Origin of the sequence: Ethanoligenens harbinense YUAN-3, assembly GCF_000178115.2 — a bacterium.
Classification (GTDB): Bacteria; Bacillota; Clostridia; order Oscillospirales; family Ethanoligenentaceae; genus Ethanoligenens; species Ethanoligenens harbinense.
The window spans coordinates 2,784,185-2,804,024 of the sequence record NC_014828.1 but is presented as its reverse complement, the minus strand read 5'-3'; the positions used below and the strand labels follow the sequence as shown (position 1 = coordinate 2,804,024).

The 19,840-nt window shown below is 59.5% G+C and carries 18 protein-coding genes and 1 other annotated feature; of the genes, 16 read left to right on the top strand and 2 right to left on the bottom strand.

The annotated features are described in order from the left end of the window. The first annotated feature begins 107 nt into the window (after positions 1 to 107). The 5 genes from ETHHA_RS13190 (at position 108) to ETHHA_RS13170 (ending at position 6,003) form a co-directional block, all read left to right on the top strand. Positions 108 to 590: an NADH-quinone oxidoreductase subunit NuoE family protein gene (locus tag ETHHA_RS13190; RefSeq protein WP_013486452.1), complete on the top strand. Its 483-nt coding sequence runs from the start codon at positions 108 to 110 to the stop codon at positions 588 to 590. Beyond that, complete coding sequence (locus ETHHA_RS13185) at positions 587 to 2,461, top strand: NADH-quinone oxidoreductase subunit NuoF (protein ID WP_013486451.1); 1,875 nt, start codon at positions 587 to 589, stop codon at positions 2,459 to 2,461. Before ETHHA_RS13190 ends, ETHHA_RS13185 begins: the two co-directional genes overlap by 4 nt. Positions 2,462 to 2,464: 3 nt before the next feature. Then, positions 2,465 to 4,153 carry a [FeFe] hydrogenase, group A gene (locus ETHHA_RS13180; RefSeq protein ID WP_013486450.1) on the top strand — a complete coding sequence of 563 codons (1,689 nt, stop codon included), beginning with the start codon at positions 2,465 to 2,467 and terminating at the stop codon, positions 4,151 to 4,153. Between the two features lie 160 nt (positions 4,154 to 4,313). Then, positions 4,314 to 5,279, top strand: a complete 966-nt coding sequence (gene prmA / locus ETHHA_RS13175; RefSeq protein WP_013486449.1) for a 50S ribosomal protein L11 methyltransferase — start codon at positions 4,314 to 4,316, stop codon at positions 5,277 to 5,279. A 4-nt stretch (positions 5,280 to 5,283) separates the two neighbouring features. Continuing rightward, a complete protein-coding gene (locus tag ETHHA_RS13170) occupies positions 5,284 to 6,003 on the top strand; it encodes a 16S rRNA (uracil(1498)-N(3))-methyltransferase (protein ID WP_013486448.1) in 720 nt (239 codons plus the stop codon). Between the two features lie 67 nt (positions 6,004 to 6,070). Here the strand turns inward: ETHHA_RS13170 and ETHHA_RS13165 are convergent, their stop codons facing one another. Beyond that, a complete protein-coding gene (locus ETHHA_RS13165; RefSeq protein WP_013486447.1) occupies positions 6,071 to 7,087 on the bottom strand; it encodes a peptidylprolyl isomerase in 1,017 nt (338 codons plus the stop codon). Positions 7,088 to 7,313: 226 nt separating this feature from the next. Between ETHHA_RS13165 and alr the strand changes: the two genes are divergently transcribed. The 6 genes from alr to ETHHA_RS13135 all read left to right on the top strand — a co-directional run bounded on the left by alr (position 7,314) and on the right by ETHHA_RS13135 (position 13,763). Then, positions 7,314 to 8,495: an alanine racemase gene (gene alr, locus ETHHA_RS13160; RefSeq protein ID WP_013486446.1), complete on the top strand. Its 1,182-nt coding sequence runs from the start codon at positions 7,314 to 7,316 to the stop codon at positions 8,493 to 8,495. Positions 8,496 to 8,559: 64 nt separating this feature from the next. Next, positions 8,560 to 9,252 carry a metallophosphoesterase family protein gene (locus ETHHA_RS13155; protein WP_013486445.1) on the top strand — a complete coding sequence of 231 codons (693 nt, stop codon included), beginning with the start codon at positions 8,560 to 8,562 and terminating at the stop codon, positions 9,250 to 9,252. Between the two features lie 78 nt (positions 9,253 to 9,330). Continuing rightward, positions 9,331 to 9,559: a binding site (T-box leader), on the top strand. Positions 9,560 to 9,620: 61 nt separating this feature from the next. Next, a complete protein-coding gene (gene leuA, locus ETHHA_RS13150; protein ID WP_013486444.1) occupies positions 9,621 to 11,303 on the top strand; it encodes a 2-isopropylmalate synthase in 1,683 nt (560 codons plus the stop codon). 134 nt (positions 11,304 to 11,437) lie between these two features. Further along, entirely contained in the window at positions 11,438 to 12,295 is an 858-nt protein-coding gene (locus tag ETHHA_RS13145; protein ID WP_013486443.1) for a DUF975 family protein, read from the top strand. Positions 12,296 to 12,469: 174 nt separating this feature from the next. Then, positions 12,470 to 13,042, top strand: coding sequence for an RNA polymerase sigma factor (locus tag ETHHA_RS13140; RefSeq protein ID WP_013486442.1), 573 nt, complete (start codon positions 12,470 to 12,472; stop codon positions 13,040 to 13,042). Continuing rightward, the gene (locus ETHHA_RS13135) at positions 12,984 to 13,763 is read left to right on the top strand and encodes a hypothetical protein (protein WP_013486441.1); all 780 of its coding nucleotides are present in this window, start codon (positions 12,984 to 12,986) and stop codon (positions 13,761 to 13,763) included. Before ETHHA_RS13140 ends, ETHHA_RS13135 begins: the two co-directional genes overlap by 59 nt. A gap of 72 nt (positions 13,764 to 13,835) precedes the next feature. Here the strand turns inward: ETHHA_RS13135 and gap are convergent, their stop codons facing one another. Then, positions 13,836 to 14,858 carry a type I glyceraldehyde-3-phosphate dehydrogenase gene (gene gap, locus ETHHA_RS13130; protein WP_013486440.1) on the bottom strand — a complete coding sequence of 341 codons (1,023 nt, stop codon included), beginning with the start codon at positions 14,856 to 14,858 and terminating at the stop codon, positions 13,836 to 13,838. A gap of 411 nt (positions 14,859 to 15,269) precedes the next feature. On the opposite strand from gap, the gene ETHHA_RS13125 reads away from it, so the two are divergent. The 5 genes from ETHHA_RS13125 to ETHHA_RS13105 all read left to right on the top strand — a co-directional run bounded on the left by ETHHA_RS13125 (position 15,270) and on the right by ETHHA_RS13105 (position 19,737). Then, positions 15,270 to 16,226, top strand: a complete 957-nt coding sequence (locus ETHHA_RS13125; RefSeq protein ID WP_159033381.1) for a sensor histidine kinase — start codon at positions 15,270 to 15,272, stop codon at positions 16,224 to 16,226. A gap of 173 nt (positions 16,227 to 16,399) precedes the next feature. Continuing rightward, positions 16,400 to 17,266: an LCP family glycopolymer transferase gene (locus ETHHA_RS13120; protein ID WP_242822128.1), complete on the top strand. Its 867-nt coding sequence runs from the start codon at positions 16,400 to 16,402 to the stop codon at positions 17,264 to 17,266. A gap of 212 nt (positions 17,267 to 17,478) precedes the next feature. Beyond that, a complete protein-coding gene (gene rplM, locus ETHHA_RS13115; RefSeq protein ID WP_013486437.1) occupies positions 17,479 to 17,907 on the top strand; it encodes a 50S ribosomal protein L13 in 429 nt (142 codons plus the stop codon). Between the two features lie 15 nt (positions 17,908 to 17,922). After that, entirely contained in the window at positions 17,923 to 18,321 is a 399-nt protein-coding gene (rpsI, locus tag ETHHA_RS13110) for a 30S ribosomal protein S9 (RefSeq protein ID WP_013486436.1), read from the top strand. Positions 18,322 to 18,594: 273 nt separating this feature from the next. Further along, the gene (locus tag ETHHA_RS13105) at positions 18,595 to 19,737 is read left to right on the top strand and encodes a G5 domain-containing protein (RefSeq protein ID WP_013486435.1); all 1,143 of its coding nucleotides are present in this window, start codon (positions 18,595 to 18,597) and stop codon (positions 19,735 to 19,737) included. Positions 19,738 to 19,840 lie beyond the last annotated feature (103 nt).

Genomic DNA, 19,840 nt, shown 5'->3' with positions numbered 1-19,840 from the left:
GGGGTTTACACAATTCTTGTAGAAAAAATAGAAAAAAGCTAAACTTTTTTTGTATATTGTGAATCTAAGAGTCTCGCTGTTGCAAAGCGGAACGGAGGAATAGTTCAATGACAAAAGAACAGACCATCGCGGCGGTGGACGCCATCGTGGACCGCCATGATGCTTCGCCGTCGGCACTGATCGCCATATTGGAAGAGATTCAGGAAGAGTGCCACTATCTGCCCGGAGATGCGCTGGCGCGCGTGTCCGAACGCACCGGCGTTTCGGAAAGCGAGATTTTCAGTGTCGCCACGTTTTACAAGAATTTTTCGCTCACGGCCAAAGGCAAATACGTCATCAAGGTTTGCGACGGCACGGCCTGCCATGTGCGCAAATCCATCCCCATCCTCAACGCCCTGCGCGACAAGCTGGGCGTGAGCGAGGCGAAACCGACGACAGACGACCAGCTTTTCACCGTGGAGACCGTGTCCTGCCTGGGCGCGTGCGGCCTGGCTCCGGTGATGACCGTGAACGACCATGTGCACCCGAAGATGACGCCGGAAACGGCGCTCGCGGTGGTGGACGGCTTGCGTGAGGAGGCAAAGGCATGAAACTGGAAACAGCGGAACAACTCGACCGGTTCTCCCATGTGGCGGGCGAGCGGATGGATAAACAGCAGCTGCGCGTATCCGTCTGCGCGGGCACGGGCTGCCTGGCGGGGGGTTCGCTCGAGTTCTATGAGCGTCTACGCGCCATCGTGGCCGAAAAGGGCCTGCTGGTGGACGTGCGGCTGGAAAAAGAACCGGAGCACGGCATCGGCGTCCACAAGAGCGGCTGCCACGGCTTCTGCGAGATGGGCCCCATCGTGCGCATCGAGCCGGCGGGTTACCTCTATCTGCGCGTGAAGCCGGAAGACGCCGAGGAGATCGCGGAGACGACCCTGTTCGGCGGCAAGCCCGTGGAGCGTCTGCTCTACAAAGAGGGCGAGCAGACGTTCGCCAAGCAGGAGGACATCCCGTTCTACAGCCGGCAGACCCGCCTGGTGCTGCACCACTGCGGCGACATCGACGCCGAATCCATCGACGAATACATTGCCATGGGCGGCTACCAGGCGTTCCGCAAGGCGCTGTTCACCATGGAGCCTGCGGATGTCTGCAGGCTCATCAAGCTCTCCAACCTGCGCGGGCGCGGCGGCGGCGGATATCCGGCCGGCAGCAAGTGGGAGCAGGTGCTCTCCCGCCCGGACGAGATCAAATATGTGGTCTGCAACGGCGACGAGGGCGACCCCGGCGCGTTCATGGATCGCAGCGTGATGGAGGGCGACCCCCACAGCGTGCTCGAAGGCATGCTCATCGCGGGTTTTGCCACCAAAGCCACACAGGGCTACATCTATGTGCGCGCCGAATACCCCGTGGCGGTGGAGCGGCTGAACAAGGCCATTGAAGCCGCGCGCGGCGTCGGCCTGCTGGGTGAAAACATCCTCGGATCCGGCTTCTCGTTCGACATTCGGGTCAACCGAGGCGCGGGCGCGTTCGTCTGCGGCGAGGGCAGCGCGCTCACCGCGTCCATTGAGGGCAAGCGCGGCATGCCGCGCGTCAAGCCGCCCCGTACCACCGAGCATGGCCTGTGGAACCGCCCCACCGTGCTCAATAATGTGGAGACTTTCGCCAACGTGCCGCGCATCGTGCAGAACGGCGGCGACTGGTTCCGCGGCATCGGGCCGGAAAACAGCCCGGGCACCAAGGTGTTCGCCATCTCCGGCAACGTCAACAATACCGGCCTCATCGAGGTGCCGATGGGTACCACGCTGCGCGAGGTCATTTTCGATATCGGCGGCGGCATCCGCGGCGGCAAGGCGTTCAAGGCCGTGCAGATCGGCGGCCCGTCCGGCGGCTGCCTCACCAGCGAGCACCTCGACCTGCCGCTCGATTTCGACTCGCTCAAGAAAGTGGGTGCGATGATCGGTTCCGGCGGTCTGGTGGTCATGGATGAGGACACCTGCATGGTGGAAGTGGCGCGCTTCTTCATGAACTTCACGCAGAACGAGAGCTGCGGCAAATGCGTGCCCTGTCGGGAAGGCACCCGCCGCATGCTGGAGATCCTCACCCGCATCGTCGAGGGCAAGGGCGAGATGGAGGATCTCGACATGCTGGAGGAGCTGGCCGATACCATCAGCAACACCGCGCTGTGCGGCCTCGGCAAATCCGCCGCCAACCCGGTGGTGAGCACCCTGAAATATTTCCGCGACGAATACATTGCCCATGTGCGCGACAAAAAATGCCCCACCCACACCTGCAAGGCCATGAGCATTTACGCCATCGACCCCGAGGCCTGCAAAGGGTGCAGCAAATGCTCCCGTATCTGCCCCGTGGGTGCGATCTCCGGCGAGATCAGGCATCCGTTTACCATCGACACCCAGAAATGCATCAAGTGCGGCGCGTGCATTGCAAACTGCCCGTTCCACGCGATCAAGGAGGCGTAAAGCATGAAGGACAGTATTGTAATCGACGGCCGCCGGGTGGAACTGGACGGCGAGAAGAACCTGTTGGAAGTGGTGCGCAAGGCCGGGATCGACCTGCCGACCTTCTGCTATTATTCCTGCATGAGCGTGTACGGCGCGTGCCGCATGTGCACGGTGGAAGACAGCCGCGGCCGCACCATGGCCGCCTGTTCCACGCCGCCCAAACCCGGTATGGAGATCCGCACCAACACCGAGCGTTTGCGCAAATACCGCCGGATGATTCTGGAGCTGCTGCTCTCCAATCATAACCGCGACTGCACCACCTGCGAAAAGAACGGTTCCTGCAAGCTGCAGGAGCTGGCGCTGCGCTTCGGTGTGCGCAAGGTGCGCTTCCGGCAGGAGGTGCGCGACCTCCCGCTCGATACCAGCAGCCCGGCCATCCTGCGCGACCCGCAGAAGTGCATCCTCTGCGGCGATTGCGTGCGTATGTGCGCCGAGGTGCAGGGCGTGGGCGCGCTGGCGTTCGCCTATCGCGGCTCGGATATGGAAGTGACCACCGCGTTTCACCGCAGCCTTGGCGATGTGGGTTGCGTGGGCTGCGGCCAGTGCGCCGGCGTGTGCCCCACCGGCGCCATCACCGTGCGGGACGACACCGCCCGCGCGTGGAAGGCGCTGCAAGATCCGCAGACCCGCGTGGTGGCGCAGATCGCCCCCGCCGTGCGGGTGGCCATCGGCGAGGAATTCGGCATGGAACCCGGCGAAGTCACATTAGGCAAGCTGGTCGCCGCCATGCGCATGCTCGGTTTCGATGAAGTGTATGACACCGGCCTCGGCGCCGACCTGACCGTGACGGAGGAAGGCAATGAGCTGCTCGACCGCCTGCAGAACGGCGGCAGGTTCCCGATGTTCACCTCCTGCTGCCCCGGCTGGGTCACTTACGCGCGCAACCGGCACCCGGAGCTTGCGGAGAATATCTCGACCTGCCGCTCGCCTATGGGCATGTTCGGCGCTGTGCTGCGTGATTATTTCAGCGGCAAAGACACGGCGGAAGGCAAAAAGACCTTCAGCGTGGCGGTCATGCCCTGCACGGGCAAAAAGCTTGAGGCCGGCTGGGATGAAATGGTCACGGAGATCGGCAAGGATATCGACGTCGTGCTCACCACGCAGGAGATCGCGCAGATGATCCGTGAGGGCGGCATCGACTTTGCCGCGCTGGAATCCGAAGGTCCGGATATGCCGTTTGGCCTGACCAGCGGCGCCGGGGTGATTTTCGGCGTGACGGGCGGCGTCACCGAAGCGGTGCTGCGCAATTTGGCCGCCGACAGCGGCCACGACACGCTTCAACAGGTGGCGTTCACCGGTGTGCGCGGCATGGAAGGCGTAAAAGAAGCGTCCGCCGCGGTGGACGGCCGGGAACTGCGCGTGGCGGTGGTGCACGGCCTGCGTAATGCCGAACAGCTCATTCAAGATATGCAGGCGGGCAGGCGGCAGTATGATTTCGTGGAAGTGATGGCCTGCCCGGGCGGCTGCATCGGCGGCGGCGGGCAGCCGGGCCCGCAGGCGGCGGAGACGCGTGCCGCGCGCGCCAAAGGGCTGTATCAGGCGGACAGCGAGACACAGATCCGCCGTTCACAGGAAAACCCGGTGCTTTCCAAGGTCTACGGCGATGTGCTGGGCGAGAACCATCACCGGCTGCATCGCGGACGGCACTGAAAAGGATTTTTCCGACGAAGACCGGCACGGTTTCCGGCTGCGGGGCGGATGCGGCGGCATCCGCCCCGTTTTTCTGCGGCGTTTTCCTGCGGTACTGCCGTTTTTGTTTCCCTTTCATTTGTGGTATAATCGAAAAAACGAACAAACGGAGCAAAAAGCTATGGACTATACACAGGTAACGATCTACAGTACGCATGCGGGCGAGGAGGCCGTCACGGCAAGGCTCTGCCTGCTCGGCATCACCGGTGTGGAGATCGAGGACGAAACCGATTTCAACGAGTTTCTGGAGAACAACCGGCAATACTGGGACTATGTGGACAACGAGCTGCGTGAAAAAATGGCGGGCGAGACCAAAATCAAAGCGTATCTGCCGGTTCTCACGGCACCGCAGACGGTGCAGGCCATCCGGCAGGAGATGGACGCCATGCGCGCGCAGGACGGCGCGCATGCCTACGGCCGGCTGACATTGGAAACGGTCCATGTTTCGGAAGAGGACTGGGCCAATAACTGGAAGAAGTATTTCAAACCCACGCCGGTAGGCAATGTGCTCATCCGGCCCGCATGGGAGCCGCTCTCGGAGGAGGTGCAGGGCTATACGGTCTTTTCCATCAATCCCGGCATGACGTTTGGCACCGGCACGCATGAGACCACCCGTCTCTGTGTGCAGGCGGCGCAGCGCTATGTCCGCAAGGGCGCGCAGGTGCTCGACCTCGGGTGCGGCAGCGGCATTCTTTCGCTTATCTCCCTGTTGCTCGGCGCGGAGAAAGCCACGGCGGTGGATATCGACCCCATCGCGCGGGACACGGTGCTTGAAAACGCGGCGCTCAACGGCATTCCCGAGGAGGTGCTGGAGGTCTATACGGGTGATGTGCTGACCGACGACATGCTTCGCGCGCGTGTGGGCGCGGGGTACGATCTGGTGTTTGCCAACATCGTGGCGGACGTCATCATCGGGCTGGCGCCGTTCATCGCGCGGGTGCTGGCGTCGGACGGCGTGCTCGTCACCTCCGGCATCATCGAGGGTCGGCGGGACGAGGTGGCGCAGGCGCTGGCCGGGCACCGGCTGTTCCCCGTGGAGGAAGACGAGGAAAAAGGCTGGCACTGCCTGTGCTGCAAAAAGGGGTGAAGGGATGCCGCGTTTTTTCACGCAGGATGTGGACGAAACACACGGATGCATCACCGGTGCGGATGCCGCGCATATCGCGCGGGTGCTGCGCATGCGGCCGGGTGACAAACTGACGGTCTGCGATCTGGCGGGGAGCGACTACCTTTGCGAAATTCTGTCCGCTGCGCCAGACGCGGTGGAGCTGCGCGTGCTGGAGAAGCGGCCCACCATCGCCGAACCGAGCGTGCATGTCACGCTGTTTCAGGGGCTGCCCAAAGCGGACAAGATGGAACTGATCGTGCAGAAATCCGTGGAGCTCGGCGTGAGCCGCGTCGTGCCCGTGCTGACGGCGCGCTGTGTCTCCCGCCCGGACAGGGCCACGCTGGCCAAAAAGACGGCCCGCTGGCAGAAGATCGCCGCCGAGGCGGCCAAGCAGAGCGGACGTGGGCGGCTGCCGGTGGTGGGCGAAGCGGTGGATTTTTCCGCGGCCGCCCGGGAACTGGCCGGTATGGAGCGCGGCGTGCTGTTTTATGAAAAGGGCGGTGATGCGCATCTCGGCGTATGGAACGGCGTGCGGGAGATCGGCGTCTGCATCGGACCGGAAGGCGGCTTTGCAGATGAGGAAGTCGCGCTGGCGGGGGAACTGGGTGTGCGCGTCTGCACGCTGGGGCCGCGCATCCTGCGCACCGAAACGGCGCCGCTCTGCGTGCTGTCGGTCATCATGTACGCCACAGGCAACCTGTAAATAACAGCATAAAAGCGGGTGTTTACCCAAATGGCAAACACCCGCTTCCGGAAAACATGCGGCGGTGTCAGGAATCTTTCACATTGGTGACGTCGTAGCGGCTGATGGTGCTGTTGTTGACCGTGATCCCCTTGTAATTGTCCAGCATCTTCAGAAACGCCGGGTTTTTCATATCGGTAAGCACGTCGGATTTGACCGAATCGAACTTGTTCGGGTCGAGCGCCACTTTATACAGGATGTGGTAGCCCAGGCTGGACTGGATGAGTTTGACGTCGCCCACCTTCATGGAGAACGCCGTGTCCTTGAACACCTGCACGAAGTCCTCCGATTTTCCGAACACATAGCCGTCCGGGCTGGACTGCATGCCGGGGTCCTCGTTGTTGGCGTCCATCAGCGCGGTGAAATTGGAACGATCGGCGTTGATCTGCCCGAAAATGTTGTCGGCCTTTTTCTTCTTGGCCTGCTGGTCGGTGGTGGATAGGGCGTTGCCGCTGTCGTCCTGGGTGCTGAAAAAGATCTGCTTGATCTGCACGAAGTTCTTGGTGTAATAGTCTTTCAGGTCGGCGTCCGAAACAGCTTCCGAGCCGCCCGTGCCGTAATAGGACTGGAACAGCTTGTCCTTGAGATACTGGTTGTAGGCCAGCACGCGCTTCATGGACGCCTCGGCGATGCCGTTGTTCTTTAACACGGTATAGGAGCTCATCATGTTCTGCGCATAAGAAGTCACCTGGCTTTTTTCATCTGCGGCCAGGGTGATTTTCTTCTGGGTGCAGAGCGATTCGGCGGCCAAAAGTTCCCGCGTGTTTTTCACGGCCTCGTTGTCGGCCCAGGTTTTGGCATCTTTCCCGTCGATCTTCTTCGACCAGTCGACCGATGAACCGGAAGAGGTGCTGGAGGAAGTGCTGGAGGAAGTTTTCGACTGCGCTTCGCTGCGCGCGCTGAGCAGGTAATAGAGGTAGACGCCGGTGGGCACGGTGATCTTATCGGTCTTCATCACCCACAGCGTGTCGGCGCAGCCTGTCAGGCCGAGCGCGAGCGTGCAGGCAACCAGAAAAGCTGCTGCTTTGGTCCAATGCTTCTTCATAACGATCCTCCCGGTAGTTCATACATCAATCAACAGTATACTATGATTTGGCAGGCTTGTCCACCGCCTCGGCACAAAAACGGAGATGTCTCCGCTTTTGTGTGAATTCGGTGAAAGCGGTTGCTTTTTGTGCGCCACAGGCTATAATTGTATATGCGTCCGCAGTCTGTATGGGCGGGGCGTATCCATTTCTGCCGCGTTTCACGGCCAAACCGGAGGAAACCGCATGTCTGATTTTTTAAAGCGTACCTGGGCGGAAGTCGACCTGGATAAAATAGAAGCGAATTACCTTGCCATTCGGGCGTATGTGTCCCCGCAGAGCAAGATCATGACCATCGTCAAGGCTGATGGCTACGGGCATGGCGCGCCTTTTGTAGCAAAAGCGTTTGACGACGCCGGCACGGACTGGTTCGGCGTTTCCAATATAGAAGAAGCGGAGCAGCTGCGCATCGCGGGCATTGAAAAGCCCATCCTCATTCTGGGCTACACGCCGCCCGAGTTTGCGGGCATGCTCATCAAACAGCGCGTCACACAGACGCTGTTCAGCATGGAATATGGGGAGCAGCTCAGCGCCGCCGCGAAAGAAGCGGGCGGCACGGTGGATGTGCACCTTAAACTGGACACCGGTATGTCCCGCATCGGGTTTCTGTTCCACGGTGAAGAGGATGCGCCTGCTCTGCTGCAGGACGGTGCCGCGGCGGCCGCGTTGCCGAACCTGCGCATTGACGGGGTGTTTACGCACTTTGCCGTTTCGGATGAGCCGGGCAACCCGTTTACCCGCACGCAGTTTGAGCGGTTTATCCGTGCCGTCGCGCTGCTGGAGGAGCAGGGGCTGCGCTTTTCGCTGCGTCACTGCTGCAACAGTGCGGGGTTGCTCAATTATCCCGAAATGCAGCTCGACATGGTGCGCCCCGGCATCATCCTCTATGGGTTGACGCCCGCGGTGGGCATGCCGCTGCCCATTGAACTGCAGCCGGCCATGGCGCTCAAGACCATGCTGTTCCAGACCAAGACGCTTACGCCCGGCACACCCGTGAGCTACGGCATGATCTACCGCACGCCGTCGGCGCGCCGGGTGGGCACGCTGCCCATCGGCTACGCGGACGGGTATGCGCGCAGCCTTTCCGACCGGGCGGACGTGCTCATCCACGGCAAACGCGCGCGCATTGTCGGCCGCGTCTGCATGGACCAGTGCATGGCCGACGTGACCGACATCCCCAACGCGCAGAGCGGCGATGTGGTCACCGTCATTGGGCGGGACGGCGGCGAAACGGTCTCCATGGAGGAGATCGCCGCGCAGATGGGCACCATCAATTATGAGACTGCCTGCCTCATCGGCAAGCGGGTGCCCCGGGTGTTCTTCAAGGGCGGCCGGCAGGTCGGCAAACTCAACTACATTTTGCCTTAAAAGTCTTTGTTTTGCCGCTGCCGCAGGACCGTTCATCTTTACATACTGTAAGAGGGAATCAGACATGCTTTTTGTAACCGGTGATGTGCACGCGGATCTGCGTGATTTTGAAAGCCGTCCGTTCGGCCGGGTGAAAAAAGAAGATTTTGTGGTGGTGTGCGGCGATTTCGGCATGATTTGGGACGGCAGCCCGGAAGAAAAGAAAACGCTGGAGAAGCTCGGAAAATCCAAACACCCCATCCTGTTTGTGGACGGCGCGCATGAAAATTTCGACCTGTTGGGATCGTATCCCGTCGAGCAATGGAACGGCGGAGATGTGCAGGTCGTCGGAGGCAATGTGATGCATCTGATGCGCGGCCAGGTTTATACCATCGACGGCAAGAAGGTGTTCACCTTCGGCGGCGGCGAGAGCGAAGACCGCGACATGCGCGAGCCCGGCAAAGGCTGGTGGCCGCAGGAGATACCCAACGAAGAGGAGATGCGCACGGGCATTGAGAACCTGGTGGCCAACGACTGGCAGGTGGATTATATCTTCACCTACGAAGCGCCGTCGAGCGTGCGCCGGATGCTGGTACGGGATGAAGGCGAGCTCAATGCGTTCCATGTTTATCTCGACCATATCCGGGAAAAATGCCGGTTTGCGCGCTGGATCTTTGGCAATTATCACTGCAACAAGCGGCTTTCCACCAGTATGGACGCGCTGTATGACGATGTCATCCGCCTCATTACGGACAGTGATAAGAAGCCCCGCAGGTGAGCGGTGCGCGCGGTTGCCGTAAAAAGTGCTTGACAACCATGTCGGGCGTTGATATGATAAAGACAATATCGTAGACTCAAAAAGACCATGAAGGGAAAAAGACCTTCGCCCGTTTTTCAGAGAGCCCGCGGCTGGTGTGAGCGGGCAAAGCGGCAGAGGTGGATAGCTCATCCCGGAGTCGCCGTCCCGATGAGGGGCGGACGTGTGGTGCACGTTAGCGCGCCGGGCCTTGTTAGAGGCCTGTAAAGGGCGGCAGCTTGCCGCCGAATCAGGGTGGTACCGCGTGGAAGTTTTCCTCGCCCCTGCGTGGGGCGGGGATTTTTTGCGCCCGTTTGCCCGTCAACCATCATAAAGGAGGAACTTGCAGGATGAAACCGTCTTACCAAAAGTACGTCCCGTTTCCGGGGGTGCCCATGACCAAGCGTCTCTGGCCCACGCGCACCATCACGCACGCGCCCGCGTGGTGCAGCGTGGACCTGCGCGACGGCAATCAGGCGCTGGTGCAGCCGATGAACCTCGCCGAAAAACTGGAGATGTTCCACTTGCTGGTGGAGGTCGGGTTCAAGGAAATCGAGGTGGGGTTCCCGTCCGCGTCCGAAACGGAGTATGAGATCATCCGCACCCTCATCGAGGGCGGCCACATCCCGGATGATGTAACCATCCAGGTGCTGGTGCAGGCACGCGAGCACCTCATCCGCAAAACGTTCGAGGCCATCCGGGGCGCCAAGAACGTCATCATCCACCTGTATAATTCCACATCCACGCTCCAGCGCAAAGTTGTGTTCAAAAAGGATATGGACGGCATCATCGACATTGCCGTGCAGGGGGCCAGGCTTATCCGCACGCTGGCCGCCGAGGTGGACCAGGGCACGCATATCCGGTATGAATATTCGCCCGAGAGCTTTTCGGGCACCGAGCCGGAAAATGCCGTGGCCATCTGCACAAGGGTAATGGAGGAGCTGGGAGCCGCGCCGGAGAACAAGATCATCCTCAACCTGCCGCACACGGTGGAGTGCTGCATGCCCAATATCTATGCGGATGAGATCGAATATTTCATCACCCACCTGCCGCACCGCGAAAACGCCATCATCAGCCTGCACCCGCACAACGACCGCGGCACCGGCGTGGCGGCGGCGGAATTGGGGCTGCTGGCCGGTGCGGAGCGCGTGGAAGGGTCGCTCTTCGGCAACGGGGAGCGCACCGGCAATCTGGACATCGTTACGGTGGCGCTGAATATGTTTACACAGGGCATCGACCCCGAGCTGGATTTCAGCAACATCCGCCATGTACGCGAGGTTTATGAGCGGTGCACCAAAATGGAGGTGCATCCCCGCCACCCCTATGCGGGCGACCTGGTGTTCACTGCGTTTTCCGGTTCCCATCAGGATGCCATCAACAAAGGCGAGGCCTATATGCGGGAGACGAACTCCCCCTATTGGGAGGTGCCGTATCTGCCTCTGGACCCGGCCGACGTGGGGCGCGCCTACGAACCGATCATCCGCATCAACAGCCAGTCCGGCAAGGGCGGCGCGGCGTTCGTCATGCAGTCGGTTTACGGCTATGAACTGCCCAAAGCCATGCACCCGGATTTCGGCCACATCGTCAAGCAAGCCTGCGACGAGGCGGGCACCGAGCTGCTGCCGCAGGCGGTGCTTGATCTGTTCAACCGGTACTATGTCAATATCAGCACGCCGTATGCACTGAAAAAATACCGGTTTGCCCATTGTGAAGATGGCGCCGCGCCGCATGTGCGGTTTGAGGGTGTGTTGGTCCGCGACGGCGCGGAGCTGCCTCTGGATGCCGTGGGCAATGGTGCAGTGGATGCTTTCTTCAAAGCGGTGGAAGCCGCGGGCGTGACGGGCTATACCTTCCTCTCGTACAGTGAGCAGGCTGTTGCCAAAGGTTCCGATTCCATGGCACTGAGCTATATCGCTCTGCGCGCACCGGATGGCAGCACCGTTTATGGCGTGGGGCTGGATTCCGATATCACCATCGCGTCTATCCGCGGCATTCTTTCTGCGATCAACCGCGTGGCCGGGGGACAACGATAAGCAGGCTGTGCGGCGGTGCATTCCGGCCGGGTTGCTTGAACATTGCCGCGGGCCGGCCCGCCCGGCTTTGACATTTGTGAGCGGACGGGGTAGAATAAGGGTACTGCGTAGAGCGATAATTTTGGAGTGATAGAATGTCGAGAATTCGATTTCAGGCCAAGTTGAACGGCCGGCGGCTCCTGGTAGGCAACTGGACGCGTGCAATGCTGATCACGCTGTTTTACCTGCTGCCCATGGGCGGGGTCACGTTGCTTGAGCAGGGTGTGCGCCAGGTGGCGGGTGTGCCGCAGTCTTCCGGTACCGGCCTGATGGGTGCCCTGCCGAATGTGTCCGTGCCGTCGCTGATTCTTTCTATTATTTTTTCCGTAGTGCTGTTTTTGTTCACCGCGCCGCTGCAGGTCGGCCAGGTGGAATGGTATTGGAAACTGGTTGAGCGGAAGGAAACGCCCCTCGGGGAAGTGTTCGGTTGGTATGGTTCGCCGGGGCTGTATGCGAAAAGTATCCTCCTGCAACTGCACATCCTCTGGCGGGTGGCGCTCTGGGGGCTTGCCGTTTATGCCACGCCGGCTGCGCTCTGGGTGGTTTATGCGTTTGTGCTGGGCGCGGCAAATACGTTTTTGGCCAATTTCCTGCTGATTGCAGGAATGGTTCTGTGGGTGTGCGCATCGGTCGTGTTGGCGCTTATTGCCATGCGGTATTTTCCGGCCGTGTATCTGCTGGTGGAAGATAGCGGCCGCAAAACGAACGACTGCGTGCGCACGGCGGCTCGTTACGCCAAAGGGTTCCGCTGGGAGATCATCAAGTTCCAACTGTCGTTCATCCTGTGGTGGCTGTTGTGCGTCATGGTTTTCCCCGCGCTCTATGTCATGCCGTATTATAACGCTTCCTCGGCCGTGTTTGCGCGCCATATCATCTTCACCAAGCGCGCGAAAGAGCGGAAGCAGGATGTGCAGGTGCAGACCGATGCACCGCCTGCTTCGCCGGAAGCGTGAAACCGCCCGTTTGATATATTCCAAACTGCTTTGCGGATGTTTTGAGGTTCGCAGGGCAGTTTTTATTTTGCATGGGTTTTTGGCCTGGCCGGCCAATAAAACCGCCGTTTCCGGCGTTATACAAAGGGAAGCGTTCCTCCGGAGAACGCTTGCTTTCGGAAAAGGGGTGTGTGCATGACCGATGAGGAGATGGACGGACTGCTGGTGCGCGCCGGGCAGGGGGACAATGACGCGCTGCATCTGTTATATACGGCGTGGCGTTCTGCGGTGTTCTATTTTGCGCTGGCCATCACCGGCAATTACCACGACGCGCAGGATATTTTGCAGGATACGTTCATCCGGCTCAAACACGCGGGATACCATAGCGAAAACGCGAAAGCGTATGTGTTTGCTATTGCGCGGAATCTGGCGCTGACCTGCCTGCGTGAGCGCAAACGGGTGGAACCTGCGGCGCCGGTGGAAAAGGCCGTGCGGCGTGGGGCCGGTATGGAAGAAACCACGGAGTTGGATGAAGCCTTGTCGCGTCTTCCGCCCGATGAAAGGCAAATCGTTTTGCTGCATGTGCTGGGTGGCCTGAAACACCGCGAAACAGCCGCATTGCTGCGTATTCCGCTGGGCACCGCGCTCTGGAAATACCAGCGGGCGCTTGCCAAGCTGAGGCGATGGCTGAAAGAAAGGGGGCTTTCCGATGAACAAACGGGAGCTGCATCGGTTCATCCAAAGAAAAGCGGAACAGTACACACCTGATGTGTGGAATAAAATCGAGGCAGGGCGGGATGGGCGGCCCTATGCGGATGAGGACGTGCGGATACAACACGACCGCCGCATCCGCGGGCCGCTGCGAATAGCACTGGCTACCGCGGCAGCTTTGTGCGTGGCTACGGTGCTGTTTGCGCTGGCGCCTGCGCAGTGGTTTTCCGTTCATGAAACGGCGGAAAACAGGCCATCGTCTGGAACATCGGTTGCGCCTGTGCGGCATGCGTTTGAGTTGGTCGCGTTCGCGGAGCCGGTAGCGTCGGGCGGGGGCGGTTCTTCCCAGCTACAGAACGGCACGGTTTTAAGGCCGAATGTGGATGTGCAGATCCATCAAGTGAAAGGGCTGCTCCTGATTCCGGGCTTCGGCCCGAAAGGTCTGGCAATCGGCGGTTTTGGGGTCGTCGGAGTCGATATCCAAAAGGTGCTGTTTGCGGCGGATAGCGGCATGCTGACCGACGATGTGCAGCAGGACCGTAAGGGCAGATCCCTGCTGATTTCCGCAGAGCTTGCAAAAGCCGGAGTGCTTTGGAACCCATCTTCCGAAATGATTGACAAGCTGATAAAAGAAACGTCCGGCTCGGAACCGGACAGGACACAGATACACGACACCCTGACCGTGACGGTGACCTTTACGGATGGGCAGACAATGACCAAAACCGTGGCCATCTCATATGCCGAAAACGGTATGGTGGTCGCCCGCGTGAACGGCTGACCAAACGCACGCATAAAAAAGCAGGGCCGCCCGGACTGGGACGGCCCTGCTCATTATAAAGAAAAAGCGAAATTATTCAGCGTCCACTTTCGCCATGTGCGCGATGAGATCGAGCACTTTGTGCGAATAGCCCCACTCGTTGTCATACCAGGAAACCAGTTTGTAGAACTTGGAGTTCAGTGCGATACCGGCTTTGGCATCGAAGATGGAGGTGCGGGGATCGCTCAGGAAATCGGAAGAAACAACATCTTCATCGGTGTAGCCGAGGATGCCTTTCATGGAAGTCTCAGAGGTTTCACGGATGGCTTCGCAGATGGCTTCATAAGTGGTTTCCGTTTTGAGGTTGACGGTCAGGTCAACAACGGAAACGTCCAGGGTCGGCACGCGGAAGGACATACCGGTCAGTTTGCCCTTCACTTCCGGCAGAACCAGACCCACGGCTTTGGCAGCGCCCGTGGAAGACGGGATGATGTTGCCGGCTGCCGCACGACCGCCGCGCCAGTCTTTTTTGGACGGGCCGTCAACGGTCTTCTGGGTAGCGGTGGTGGAGTGGACGGTGGTCATCAGGCCTTCTTCAATGCCGAATTTGTCGTTGATGACTTTGACCAGCGGAGCCAGGCAGTTGGTGGTGCAGGAAGCATTGGAGACGACGGTCATGTCTTTGGTGTATTTGTCGAGGTTCACGCCGCAGACAAAAGTCGGGGTCTCTTTGTCTTTTGCCGGAGCGGAGATGACCACTTTCTTGGCGCCCGCTTTGATGTGCGCGGAAGCTTTTTCAGTGGTGGCGAACACGCCGGTGGATTCGACGACATAGTCGGCGCCGACTTCACCCCAACCGATTTCGGTCGGATCTTTTTTGTCAAAGAGCGCGCATTTTTTGCCGTTGACAACAAATTTGCCGTCGCCGTCAATATAAGCCTCGCCTTTGAACTGGCCGTGCATGGTGTCATACTTCAGCATGTAAACCATGTAGTCCGCGTCGATGAACGGGTCGTTGATGCCCACTACATCAAACAGATCCGGCTGCTCGAACGCAGCACGGAACACGAGCCGGCCGATACGGCCAAAACCGTTGATACCGATTTTAATACCCATTGCTTTAACCTCCATAACTAAATTCCTTAACTATTCTATACCATTTCCTGCTTTTCTGCAAGCGATTGTTAGATTTTTATCAATTAAATGCGGCGCTTTTTCAAGGTTTGGCCTGTGCGGTGGCCGGAAATGCCGCACAGGCGTTCGGGAACGCAACTTGTGCCGGAAATCTTCCCAAAGGGAACATGGATGGTTTACACCGCGAAGGAAGATGATATAATAGCGAATAGGGGTGTGAGCGGAATGCAGTTGGACGCAGTTTTGCATATGATGCAGAGCCTTTATGCCCATGCCTTATTTCCGGCCATGCTAACGGATGCATCGCTGCAAATCTGCTGGTGCAATCAGGCTGCTGCGCAGCAGATTCCGCTGCCGGAAGATGGGAGCGGAAGGTATGGATGGCCGGCGTGTTTGCCGAAAGAAACAATCGTGCGGACCCTGCAAAACGGGAAGTCGCTTTCCATACGGATACAGGACGGTGCCGGCTCGCTGCTTTTTTTGCCTGTGCTGGACGAGGACAGGCCGGTGGGGTTCCAGGTGCTGGGCGGCGGGCCGGAAGAACCGCCGGATACCTCCGTGCGTCAAACGGCCGAACGTCTTTTGAGGATGGGCGAAAAAAGTTACAGGATGCCGCTTACCATCATTTTTTCAACTCTCGGCCTGCTCGCGCGCGAAATCGGCGCCGACGTCGGCACCATGAATTATCTCCGGCTGATCATGCAGAATTGTTACCGCCTGATGCGGTTTTCGGAAAACTTTATTGATATCGGGCGGCTGTGGATGGCGGACGGCAAACTGCACAAGAAGACCGGAAACATCGCCCGGTTCATCCGGGGCCTGTGCGATGCGGCCGGTGTACTGACCGACGGCATCGGCATTTCGCTGACCTGTGAGGTGCCCCGGCAGCCGGTCAGCGCAGCGTTCGACCCGGTGCGCCTGCGCCGCGCGTTTCTGAACCTGATTTCCAATGCCTGCCGCTACACCAAAGAAGGAAATCGGATTCATGTGCGGGTGGACGCGACTGCGGAAAATGTGATCGTGACGGTGTCCGACTGCGGGCTGGGAATGGATGAGGCCACCGTGGCGGTGCTTTCCGCACAGGACAGGTTCCGTATGGCGGACGCCCAAGGGTTTTCGGGCAATGGGATCGGGCTTGCGCTGGTGAAAGCGGTGGTGGAAAAGCACGGCGGCACACTGACGATCCATAGCCGCCTGGGCGAGGGGACCGACGTGGCGTTTTCGCTTCCGCTCTGCAAAACAGGCAACGCGCCGGACTTTCTGGCCCAGGATGGCGCACGCTATCTCAAGGACCGGTTCTCCGCGGTCTATGTGGAGCTTTCGGATGTTTGCGGCGTACCGTTGCCATAACGGCTTTCGGGAGCGATCCCGCGACTTGCGGCGCACCTGCTTCTGGCAGGTGCGTTTTTTGCTGGGCCGTGTTTTTTCATTATAATATATGTATGGCTTTTACACTTCCGGCAAGAATGAAAGCAAGGAAAACCATCATGTGATTCTTCCGGGAGTGTATTATATTGAAGAAAATGCAGAAAGCACAGGCGATTTCCGCTCGTATCCGGCAATTTTGGCCATGGCTTGCGCTGACGGCGGCGGCGCTGTTGCTCGCGGCGGGGGCCGGACTGTATGCGGTTTTGTATCAGCCCGCGCAACCGGCGTCCCGTTCGCTGGAAATTGTACCCTCCGACTCGTTCAATCTTTTGTTTGTACTCACAGACCCCGATTCGGGCGCGCCGCTTTTGTTTGCGCTCATCGGGCTGGACGCGCCGGACAAACACCTGACGGTGATGCCGCTGCCGGAGGCGCTCTCCGTGCGTGGCGGCACGTTGTTGGATCTGTTCGGCGGGAGCGGCCCCACGCGAACGTCCGCCGCCTGTGCGGAAACTCTGGGGGTGCCGGTGGACTATTACTGGGTGCAGGACAGCACATCGTTTGCGCAGGTGGTCGATCTGAACGGCGGCGTGGACTGCACGCTGCCCGCGGCGGTGGATGCCCGCGTGCCACATGGCGCGCAGGTGCAGGCGGACAGCGGAGTTCAGCACCTTAATGGTATGAAGGTGGAGGCTGTCGCGGGCTATGCGGCCTATACGGATCCGACCGACAGGCTGGCGGCGCAGGGCGCCGTGTTGCAGGCGCTGCTGCGGGAAACCTGCAACGCGCAGGACCTCGCGCCGGATTCGTTCGGCAATCGGTTCGATATGGCCAAAACGACGTTTTCCATGAATGACCTGCTGAGCAAGACGCGGGCGCTGGAGCAGGCGGCGGCGTCCGGCGGACGGGTGGATGTCCTGCTGCCCGCCTGGCGTGACAGCGGGGCGTTCACCCTTTCCGCCGCGGAAAAAAAGCAGGCGGAAAAGGCGTTCGGCAGGCAGAACCGGCGGTATGCACCCTGAATGGTCAATACGATTTTTTGAAATGAAGCGGGAGCCACAGAACGGATGACGGAGGAAAAGGCCGATTTTAAAAGATTGAACCGTTCTAAATTACGGTCTTCGGATTTTTCTCTTGACATTGCGCCCGGCGGTGGATATAATAGAACGTGCATCATTATGAAAGGCCGCGCGGCCCGATGTCGCGCGGCAGTTTTTATCAGGAGGAACGCGATATGTCTACGTTTATGCCGAAAGCGAAGGATATCACCCGCAAATGGTACATCCTTGACGCGGCGGGCAAGCCGGTGGGGCGCCTTGCCGCCGAGGCCGCCGTGCTGCTGCGCGGCAAGCACAAGCCGGAATTTGTCCCGCATCTCGACTGCGGCGATCATGTGATCGTGGTCAATGCCGGGAAGGCCGTTTTCACCGGCTCCAAGCTTGACCAGAAATATTACCGGCACCACACCGGCTACACTGGCCACCTCAAAGAAGTGCGCTACCGCACGCTGATGGCCGAGCATCCGGAAAAGGCGATCGAACTTGCCGTGAAGGGTATGATCCCGTCCACGGTGATCGGTCGTGCTGCGCTGGACCGCCTGCGGGTCTACAAGGGTACCGAGCATGAGCACGCCGCGCAAAAACCGGAAGTCTGGGCGCTTTGATAAGGGGGAAAGGCAATGTATAACGAGAAACCGTATTTTTATGGCACCGGCCGCCGGAAGAGCTCTGTCGCGCGCGTGCGCGTGTATCCGGGCACCGGCAGCATCACCATCAACGACCGCGATATCGATGAATATTTCGGCCTGGAGACCTTGAAACTGATCGTGCGCCAGCCCATGGAAGTGACCAAGACGCTCGGCCGCTACGACATCGTGGCCCGCGTGGCGGGCGGCGGCGTTTCCGGTCAGGCGGGCGCGGTGCGCCACGGCCTTTCCCGCGCGCTGTTGCAGGCGGGCGAGGATTTCCGTCCCGTCCTCAAAAAAGCCGGGTTCCTTACCCGCGATCCGCGCATGAAAGAACGTAAGAAGTACGGCTTGAAAGCCGCGCGCCGTGCGCCGCAGTTCTCCAAACGCTGAGCTTGCTTTTTCATATGTGAAAAATCTAAAAAACGTACAATCACGCTCCGTGATTTGTGCGTTTTTTTGTTTCTTTCGACAATATTCTGCCTCTGTTTTTCGTATTTTGACAAAACAAAACAGATTGTTCAGGCCAAATCCGCCTTGACAGCTCCCCCCGCCATGCAATATAATAGGCGAAACCCCCGCACATAACAGATATAGAACGTGGGGGTAGGCGTGTTTTTCCGTGTGCCGAAACAAAGAATTACGGAAAAAAGGAGCAATGTAATCGTGAAATTTGGCCCCAGTCCCCTGCCGGAGATCCGGTGGTCGCTGAGCCGCCTGGCAACCGCGCGGGAAACCGCGTCCCAATGGGGACGCAGGATCCTGCCGCTTGTCAGAACCCGAACCTTTGCCATTCTGTTATGCGCCGCGTTGGCGTCCGTCTCTATCACGGCGGTCGTGCTCAACACCAAGGTCATTCAGATCACAGACGGCAGCGGTACGCGGACAATCTATACGTTCCGGTCTGATCCGGACGCGATTTTGCGGCAAAGCGGCATCCGCCTTTCCAAGGACGACCGGTATACCTTCACGGGTATCCACAACCAGTACGGCCGCATCGATTTCTTTACGGCCTTCCCCGTTCCGGTTACTGCGGACGGGAAAACACAGGAAATCATGATCGCCACCGGCAAGGTGGCGGACGCACTGCAAAAAGCCGGTGTGAAGCTCGGCGCAGACGACACCGTGAGTGTGAAGCCCGATCAGGCAATCGCCCGCGGGATGAACATCGCGGTCACGCGCGTGCGCTATGAGACGAGCACCGTGCAGAACCCGATCCCGTATCAGACGCAGACCACGCAGGACTCCACGCTGGCGCAAGGCACGCGCAACGTCCTCGTGGCCGGTCAGAACGGCGTCGAAACAGTGACGCTACGTTTAAAATATGTAGACGGAAAGCTGGCGGAGCAGGCTGAGACCGGCCGCTCCACCACATCGCCGGTCAACGAACAGGTCGTCGTCGGTACCGCCTCGCCGCTCAACCTCAAATCTTCACTTAGTTCGTCTGTTTCGACCAAAACCGCCAAGTCCACCACTGTGGACGGCGCGGCGGATGGCGTCCCCGGTGCTTATTCCACCGTGTTCACCGGGATCGCTACCGCCTATACGCAAGCGCAGGGAACCTACACCGCCACCGGGCAACAGGTGGCAAAAGGGTTGGTCGCCGTAAACCCCAACAAGATCCCGTATGGCACCAAGCTGTATATCGCCACGCCCGACCGCTCATTTGTTTACGGCACCGCGGTCGCAGCCGATACCGGCGGGTTTGTGTCCAACGGAAGCGGCGTCCTCACCGATCTCTTTTTCCCGACACAGGCACAATGCGATGCGTTCGGGAAAAGAACTGTCAACATCTATGTGTTAAAATGACACGCCTTCGGCACTTGACCGTCCCGTTTTACGGGGCGGTCTTTTATTTGCGCCGGCCCGGGGTGTGCATGCCGGAGGGGGAGGCTGCGGGCGCGAGACAGCC

Excerpts from the sequence above, each read along its gene's own strand:
- ETHHA_RS13190 (WP_013486452.1), top strand. The coding sequence starts at position 108 with ATGACAAAAGAACAGACCATCGCGGCGGTGGACGCCATCGTGGACCGC.
- ETHHA_RS13185 (WP_013486451.1), top strand. The coding sequence starts at position 587 with ATGAAACTGGAAACAGCGGAACAACTCGACCGGTTCTCCCATGTGGCG.
- ETHHA_RS13180 (WP_013486450.1), top strand. The coding sequence starts at position 2,465 with ATGAAGGACAGTATTGTAATCGACGGCCGCCGGGTGGAACTGGACGGC.
- prmA (WP_013486449.1), top strand. The coding sequence starts at position 4,314 with ATGGACTATACACAGGTAACGATCTACAGTACGCATGCGGGCGAGGAG.
- ETHHA_RS13170 (WP_013486448.1), top strand. The coding sequence starts at position 5,284 with ATGCCGCGTTTTTTCACGCAGGATGTGGACGAAACACACGGATGCATC.
- ETHHA_RS13165 (WP_013486447.1), bottom strand. The coding sequence starts at position 7,087 with ATGAAGAAGCATTGGACCAAAGCAGCAGCTTTTCTGGTTGCCTGCACG.
- alr (WP_013486446.1), top strand. The coding sequence starts at position 7,314 with ATGTCTGATTTTTTAAAGCGTACCTGGGCGGAAGTCGACCTGGATAAA.
- ETHHA_RS13155 (WP_013486445.1), top strand. The coding sequence starts at position 8,560 with ATGCTTTTTGTAACCGGTGATGTGCACGCGGATCTGCGTGATTTTGAA.
- leuA (WP_013486444.1), top strand. The coding sequence starts at position 9,621 with ATGAAACCGTCTTACCAAAAGTACGTCCCGTTTCCGGGGGTGCCCATG.
- ETHHA_RS13145 (WP_013486443.1), top strand. The coding sequence starts at position 11,438 with ATGTCGAGAATTCGATTTCAGGCCAAGTTGAACGGCCGGCGGCTCCTG.
- ETHHA_RS13140 (WP_013486442.1), top strand. The coding sequence starts at position 12,470 with ATGACCGATGAGGAGATGGACGGACTGCTGGTGCGCGCCGGGCAGGGG.
- ETHHA_RS13135 (WP_013486441.1), top strand. The coding sequence starts at position 12,984 with ATGAACAAACGGGAGCTGCATCGGTTCATCCAAAGAAAAGCGGAACAG.
- gap (WP_013486440.1), bottom strand. The coding sequence starts at position 14,858 with ATGGGTATTAAAATCGGTATCAACGGTTTTGGCCGTATCGGCCGGCTC.
- ETHHA_RS13120 (WP_242822128.1), top strand. The coding sequence starts at position 16,400 with ATGCAGAAAGCACAGGCGATTTCCGCTCGTATCCGGCAATTTTGGCCA.
- rplM (WP_013486437.1), top strand. The coding sequence starts at position 17,479 with ATGTCTACGTTTATGCCGAAAGCGAAGGATATCACCCGCAAATGGTAC.
- rpsI (WP_013486436.1), top strand. The coding sequence starts at position 17,923 with ATGTATAACGAGAAACCGTATTTTTATGGCACCGGCCGCCGGAAGAGC.